Origin of the sequence: Henriciella sp., from assembly GCF_049649345.1 — a bacterium.
GTDB lineage: Bacteria > Pseudomonadota > Alphaproteobacteria > Caulobacterales > Hyphomonadaceae > Henriciella.
The window spans coordinates 1-5901 of the sequence record NZ_JBARZC010000508.1; the positions used below are offsets into that span (position 1 = coordinate 1).

Below are 5901 nucleotides of genomic sequence, written 5' to 3' on the forward strand. Positions count from 1 at the left end.
ACGCGCCGTATAAGGGCGCCATCAATGGCCGCCACACGGGCGTGCTCGTCTCGATGGAGCAGGGCGAGGCTGTCGCCTTTGCGCTGTGGAATCTGGAAGACCGTGGGCCGATGATGATCCACCCCGGCGACAAGGTCTATCAGGGCATGATTATCGGCGAGCACAACCGCGACAATGACCTTGAGGTCAATGTGATGAAGGGCAAGAAGCTCACCAACGTCCGCGCCTCCGGCACCGATGAGGCCGTGCGCCTCACCCCGCCTCTGCAGATGACGTTGGAGCGCTCGCTGGCTTATATTGCCGATGACGAGCTGGTCGAGGTTACCCCGACCAATATCCGTCTGCGCAAGGTCCATCTCGACCCGAACGTGCGCAAGCGCGCATCGAAAGCGGCCGCGAACGGCTAGCTCTGGACACCCTTCGCTTAAACGAAAAAGGGTGCCCGCTTGCGGGCACCCTTGAATGGTTGAGCTGATCTCTGGGCTAGGTCGCGGCTGGACGCTTGACCCTTGAATAATCGGGCCGCGACGCCGCAGAATCCTCTCTGTAGATAACGCGGCTGTCGGTAATCTCCAGATGACTTGCCGGAACCAGGCGCCCGTCACTTAGCTTGACTGCGGCCACGTGCTCCTTGTCTTTATCGACCATCAAGTCTTCGACCGTGCCGTAGGATTCTCCGGTCTCAGACTGTACGTCTCGACCCCGGATGTCCTGCTCGTCATGTACGAGTTCCCAGTTGGAGAGGGATTCCAGCTCGTCAAACCTGTCATTCTTATCCATGTCCGTGTTCCTTCAGAAAATTTACGTTTATTGCGGTGACAGGATTTCGATATCTTCCTCGTCCACCACCAAGATGACCGACTGCTCGTCAGCGATCCGGCGCGTATCAGCGTCGAGGGCCTGTCCTTCTACGTCGGAAAGCGAAGACGTCCTGCGAATCTCGGCGTCTGTAAGGCGCAATTCCATTCCGGGATTGATATCCACAGGGGCCTCGCGCGGTTCATCGACGATCAGCGCAAACATGCGGTTTCCGTCCTGCTCCACCCAGAAGCCGCGATCGGTCAGGGTTTCTCCAACGTCCACTTCGCCTGCAAATTCCTCGTCGTAATAGGCGTCAGGATTGGCAAGGATCGCGGCCAGTGTGCCAGCTTCGGCGCCGGGGGTTCCGGCGGTCGAGGTGTCGTTGGCCGGGGTTTCATCAACGGTCTCAGGCTCTACGGTCTCTTCCACTTGAGCGGTTGAGGTGACATCGGCCTCGTCGTCATCGTCAGTTCCCATGAACCACCAGACGAGGAGAGCGATCAGGATGACCGCCAGGAGGATCCAGAGCCATGAGAGGCCGCCTTTCTTTTCAACGGGAATTTCTGCCATGTTTGGATCTCCAGTATAATTGTCGAGGCGCGCTGGCCTGGTAGGGTGCTCCCCAAACAACTGAGAGGCCCGACGATCGTTCCATGATCGGTAAAGTTTTGGCTATTTCGTCTTATGGTGGGCCGAGAAGGCTCGGCGCTGAGCTGCTGTACCGGATGGCCGACTGAGCCTAGTCGGACGCGTCGCTCATCGTCAGGCGGCGGATGGCTTCGGTTTTGACGCCGTCGACGGCAGGGGCGATCTGGTCGAGGCCGCTCGCCGATGAGCCATTCGCCAACTCGTCGAAGATGACGCGCGTGCCGCTGCCTTCAGGCTCTATGCTGATCGTCCAGATGACATTGACCGCCATGCCCTGAAGCGGGCCGAAAGGCGCATCAAGACGAATGGACTCGCCCTCAATGACGGTGAGCACTGTTCCGTGCATGACGGAATTCTCATCCCAGCTTTCGAGCCACAGGCCGCCGGCTTTCGGGTCGAGGGACAGGTTCTCGGCGCTGCCGGAATAGGTGTGTTCGGGATGCCACCAGGTCTCCGGCTGGGTCAGGCGCTCCCACATATCCTCCGGGGACAGATCGGATGAGGCTTCATGATGCAGGGCATAGTGGTCTGGTGATGAAGCTGTAATCTCTGCTGCAGCGGGCAGGGCGAGCCCCAGCGCGGCGATGGCAATGACCTGTTTCATGGTGTTCCTCTCCTCCACTCAGGACCCAGTATTTCCCGAGGTGCGGGGCTTGGCAAGAATGGCCCCCGATGGACGAGTTGCAGTTGTCGGGCAGAATCACGCTTCACCTAGCCACAGTTTCGACATATTGTCGCATCTATGGAGCTGATGACGCATCGTGCCGCAGGCTGGAAAATCCGTTTACGGATCGGCGCTGATGATGCTGCGATCGAAGCAGTGTTCCGCGATTGCCTCAGCGATTTTCCCTGGCGCGCCTCGCACGATGTCGAGCTGATCCGCCTGCGCGGGACGGTTTCGGCAAACCACTGTCTCGTCGCGCATGAGCCGCATGCCGGCATTATCGGCTTCCTCGCGCTCGAGCGGCGCAAGGCCTATGTCTCGCATCTGTTCATCAAACATGACTGGCGGTTCTGCGGGGTTGGCTCAGGCCTGTTGCAGGTCGCCCGCGATATGGCGCGCGCGCCGCTGCAGCTTGATGTCGATGTCCAGAACCAGACCGCCTTTGCCGCTTACCGCGCCATGGGCTGGACCGAGAAGGTCGGCCCCGTGCCCGGCCGCGAAGGCCAGGTTCGCCTGTCCGGGCCCTAGCGCCGGCTAGTGGAAAGCTGGCAGCCAGAAGATTTGCGCCGCCATGAAGATGCCGAGGGCTGTTGCCGCGCTGACCGTCACCATCCCGCCTGCCATGGCATAACGGGCGGTTGATGAGCCTCTGTCGCGGGCCAGAAGATAAAGCTCCAGCACAAGCAGCGGAATGATGGCGTGTCCGATGCCGAGGAACCGGTCAAACGGGCCGGTCAGGTCCATGGCGCTGCCTGGCATCGTTCCACCCGTGACGCCGGCCCAGAACCCGAAGCCAAGCCTGAAGAACCACACGCCGCTGGCCGCTATGAACAGCCGCATGGCCCAACGCTGGTGATCTGCGAAGCGGCGCTTGAGGGCAAATCTCAGTGTCATGGCTGCACAGACAAGAATGCAGATCGCATTGATTGTATTGCCCGTCGCAACAACGGCGCCGCCGATAACGCCGCGATGAAAGACGAGGACGAGCGCGCCGGTGCTGATCACCAGGGAGACGAGAAGGAAGAGGCGGCCATTCCATCTGTGAAAGGTGCGGAAGCGGTTCCGGATTTGCGGGACCAGTTGAAATGGCGCACCGAAGGTGATGATGAAGGCGAGCAGGACGTGGCTCAGGAACAGGCTGTTGCCGAGCAGGTCACCATTGATGAAGCCATGGAAGACGCGGCCATCCATGCGTTCGAAATCGCCCTCGACAGTCGAGACGCCGTAAAAGCCGAGGATATAAGCCGCAAAGGCGGCCTGTCCTATGACGGCGATGACGAACCATAGCGCGCCTGAAAGTTTAAGGAGGCGCAAGGCATCAATACGCGGGAGGATTGCGGGGCGGGAGGTCAGTTCTGTCATTTTTTGATCTTCTTTTGTGATGTTTTGCAGCAGATTATCGGCGCTGCGCCGCTTGCCCCATGACAGCGGGTTCCAATTTCATGACCTGTGGTAACAATGAGGGTGCGGAGTGACGCCGCGAGGAGGAAAGATGGCGGGAGCGACAGTATCAGCGGGCTATGCGAGCGCCTTGCTTGACCTTGCCGTCAACCTGGGCGCTGACCGGACCCAATTGCTCTCGGCAGCGGGGCTAAGCGAAGATGATCTTGAGAAAAGCGAGGCGCGGGTCCCGTTTGACCGGTTCAAGCGCCTGATGCGCGAGGGCAAGAGGCTCTCTGGCGATCCGGCGCTCGCCTTGCGCTTTGGCACAGACATCTCGTTCAATGTGTTGTCGATCGTCGGGCTGATCTGCTTTGCCGCGCCGACCATGGATGAGGCCTTCCGGCAGATGAACCGCTATGGCCGGCTGGTAATCGAGGTGGAAGGCGTGGGACGCGAAGACCGCTTCGTCATCGAGCAGCATGATGGGCGCACCTACATTGTCGACAAGCGCGCCAATGCCAACGCCTTCCCCGAACTGACGGAATCGACTCTCGGGCGGTTCATTTGCGGGTTTCGCCGGTTCTTCCCCAAGGTGCCGCTCTATCTGTCCGCAGAGGTGACGCATGCCCGGCCAGACTATGGCGATCTCTATGAGGAGCTTCTCGGCGTGCCGGTCCGGTTCAGCGCCGGGCGCAACACGATGGAGATCGATCCTGCGTATTTCTCAATGTCGATTTCGACCTCGCCCGGCTATGTCTTCGGCACGCTGAGCGAGCATGCCAACGCCCTCCTGAAAAGCCTTGAGGCGTCCGAAACGTTGTCCTCGCAGGTGGAGCGGCGCATGATGGCGGACCTGCACACCGGCGACATCAATATGAGTGCGATTGCGCGGCAGATGGGCATGAGCCGCCAGACGCTTTACCGCCAGCTGAAACAGGAAGGCACCAGTTTTGACGCCTTGCTGGACGATTTGCGCAAGCGCCTGGCGCTCGATTATCTCGAAGGCGAGAAAGTCTCTGTGAACGAGACGGCCTATCTGGTCGGCTTTTCCGATCCCAGTGCCTTCTCACGCGCCTTCAAGCGGTGGACGGGCCAGAGTCCGGGCGCCGGCGCACGCCGATCGCTTCGCTCTCCTCCTGGCTAAGCGCGGCGATCTCCTTGCCGAGGAAATAGCTGACGACGGTGCGCACACCCGCGACGATGGCCAGCACGATGACATCATCGAGCGTTCGGTGAACGATGGTGAACAGGATGTCGGCAACGATCAGGAATTCCAGCGCCGCGAGAATATAGGTGCCGAGTTTCAGCCGCCCGCGCTGCAGCGCTGTGGTCACGCTGACCGAGGGTTTCAGCAGGCCCGCCCCGACCGTCCAGACGAAGACCAGCGATCCGATGATGAGGATCAGGGCCGAGACCAGCTCTATCCCGAAGGAGAGCGTCTCAAGAATAAAGGTGAGCTGTTCGCTATTGCCGTCCGGCATGGGAGCCTCCTGCCATCATAGATGCATCAGGCGGCGGCAGGTTCCGATATGTCGACGTTTTCAAAGGCGTGCGGCGACGCGGTCAATGTCTGCAAGGTGGCGCGATTGCTCGGCTTCGGGCAGGAACGAACCGGTAAAGCTGTTCTTGGCGAGCTGGATGATCTCCTCGCGGGTCAGGCCGACCGCCTTGGCGGTCTGGCGGAAATTCTCGTTCACATAGCCGCCGAAATAGGCCGGGTCGTCGGAATTCATCGTCGCGCGCAGGCCAAGGGCGAGCATCTTCTTTATCGGATGGTCTTTCAGATCATCGACGACGCAGAGCGACAGGTTCGAGAGCGGGCAGACTGTCAGCGTCAGCCCGGCCTCGCGGATGCGGGCGACGAGGGCATCGTCTTCCAGCGAGCGATTGCCATGGTCGATCCGGTCGACAGCGATGTCATCCACCGCTTCCCAGATATAGGCGGGCGGGCCTTCCTCGCCGGCATGGACAACGAGCTTCAGGCCTTTCTCGCGGCACGCCTCGAAGACGCGGGCGAACTTCGACGGCGGGTGGCCCATCTCGGAGCTGTCGAGGCCGACGCCATGAATACGGTCGATCCAGGGTTCGGCCTGCGCCAGTGTCTCGAAGGCGTCTTCTTCTGAGAGATGGCGCAGGAAGCACATGATTAGGCGGTAGGTGATGCCGTATTTTTCCTCTGCCGCATCAAGGGCTTTGAGGATTCCCTTGATAGGCACCTCGAAGGGAATGCCGCGCTCGGTATGGCCCTGCGGGTCGAAGAAGACCTCGACATGGCGGACATTATCGGCCGCGACGCGTTTGAGATAGGCGTCCGTCAGATCGTGAAAATCGGCCTCTGTCTGCAGCACCGACATGCCCTGATAATAGATGTCGAGAAAGTCCTGCAGGTTCGAGAATTCATAGGC

The 5901-nt window shown here is 60.3% G+C and carries 8 protein-coding genes and 1 pseudogene; 3 read left to right on the forward strand and 6 right to left on the reverse strand.

Annotation, left to right across the window (positions count from 1 at the left end):
- A pseudogene (locus tag WA989_RS14045) lies at positions 1-407 on the forward strand (translational GTPase TypA); the annotation flags it as partial.
- A gap of 76 nt (positions 408-483) precedes the next feature.
- Here the strand turns inward: WA989_RS14045 and WA989_RS14050 are convergent.
- The 3 genes from WA989_RS14050 to WA989_RS14060 all read right to left on the reverse strand — a co-directional run bounded on the left by WA989_RS14050 (position 484) and on the right by WA989_RS14060 (position 2053).
- Positions 484-780 carry a PRC-barrel domain-containing protein gene (locus WA989_RS14050; protein WP_424341113.1) on the reverse strand — a complete coding sequence of 99 codons (297 nt, stop codon included), beginning with the start codon at positions 778-780 and terminating at the stop codon, positions 484-486.
- Positions 781-807: 27 nt separating this feature from the next.
- The gene (locus WA989_RS14055) at positions 808-1371 is read right to left on the reverse strand and encodes a hypothetical protein (protein ID WP_424341114.1); all 564 of its coding nucleotides are present in this window, start codon (positions 1369-1371) and stop codon (positions 808-810) included.
- 169 nt (positions 1372-1540) lie between these two features.
- Positions 1541-2053, reverse strand: a complete 513-nt coding sequence (locus WA989_RS14060; RefSeq protein WP_424341115.1) for an SRPBCC family protein — start codon at positions 2051-2053, stop codon at positions 1541-1543.
- Between the two features lie 147 nt (positions 2054-2200).
- On the opposite strand from WA989_RS14060, the gene WA989_RS14065 reads away from it, so the two are divergent.
- A complete protein-coding gene (locus WA989_RS14065) occupies positions 2201-2641 on the forward strand; it encodes a GNAT family N-acetyltransferase (protein WP_424341116.1) in 441 nt (146 codons plus the stop codon).
- Positions 2642-2647: 6 nt separating this feature from the next.
- Here WA989_RS14065 and WA989_RS14070 read toward each other — a convergent pair whose 3' ends face one another.
- Positions 2648-3475: a DUF2306 domain-containing protein gene (locus tag WA989_RS14070; protein ID WP_424341117.1), complete on the reverse strand. Its 828-nt coding sequence runs from the start codon at positions 3473-3475 to the stop codon at positions 2648-2650.
- 130 nt (positions 3476-3605) lie between these two features.
- Here WA989_RS14070 and WA989_RS14075 point away from each other — a divergent pair, with 130 nt between their 5' ends.
- Positions 3606-4640, forward strand: a complete 1035-nt coding sequence (locus tag WA989_RS14075; RefSeq protein ID WP_424341118.1) for an AraC family transcriptional regulator — start codon at positions 3606-3608, stop codon at positions 4638-4640.
- On the opposite strand, the gene WA989_RS14080 is transcribed toward WA989_RS14075, so the two are convergent.
- Both WA989_RS14080 and WA989_RS14085 read right to left on the reverse strand, forming a co-directional pair.
- Positions 4573-4977 (reverse strand): DUF1622 domain-containing protein, encoded by a 405-nt coding sequence (locus tag WA989_RS14080; RefSeq protein ID WP_424341119.1) that lies wholly within the window; start codon positions 4975-4977, stop codon positions 4573-4575. The two genes, WA989_RS14075 and WA989_RS14080, sit on opposite strands and share 68 nt — an antisense overlap.
- Before the next feature lie 60 nt (positions 4978-5037).
- A partial coding sequence (locus WA989_RS14085; RefSeq protein ID WP_424341120.1) for an adenosine deaminase occupies positions 5038-5901 on the reverse strand: 864 nt, incomplete at its 5' end.